Below are 536 nucleotides of genomic sequence, written 5' to 3' on the forward strand. Positions count from 1 at the left end.
CCACCCAGGCCGGCACCGCCCAGCGTGTCGCCGCTGCCGCCGTATCCGCCGGCGTAGAGGTTGAGGCCGTTGGAAGTGATGCTGCCTTGCGCGGCGGAGATCGCGATGGTGCCGCCGATGCCGTCGCCGCCAGCATTCGTACCCGTGCTGCCGATACCGTTGGCATTGAGGGTGAGCGCGCCGGTGACAGTGGCCGCGCCGCCGGTCTGTTGCGTGATTGCGGCCGTGCCGCCCGTGCCGGTGCCGCCGTTCGCGTTCGCGCCCGAGGCCGTGCCGCCGGTACCGACAGCCAGCAGGTCCAGATTGCCGCCCAGCGCGACTAGGCCGTTGTTCGTGGCCTGCACGAGCGCAGAGCCCGCGGTGCCGTTGCCGCCTGCAGCTCCGGCGATGTTTGCCGCGCCACCGGTGGCACCGCCGTCGATGGTGGTATTGCCGCTTACGGTCAGGCTGCCACCGCTTGCCGCAGCGGTGGCCGTCCCGCCCTGCGCATCGATGCCAGCGAACGTGGCAAGGGCACTCAGGCGTTGCGCGGCGGC

1 pseudogene is annotated in these 536 nt (G+C 72.0%); it reads right to left on the reverse strand.

Going from position 1 to position 536, the window contains the following annotated elements:
• Window positions 1-536: pseudogene (locus NZK81_RS21465) on the reverse strand (hypothetical protein); the annotation flags it as partial.

It is taken from the genome of Novosphingobium mangrovisedimenti (assembly GCF_025153475.1).
Lineage (GTDB): Bacteria > Pseudomonadota > Alphaproteobacteria > Sphingomonadales > Sphingomonadaceae > Novosphingobium > Novosphingobium mangrovi_A.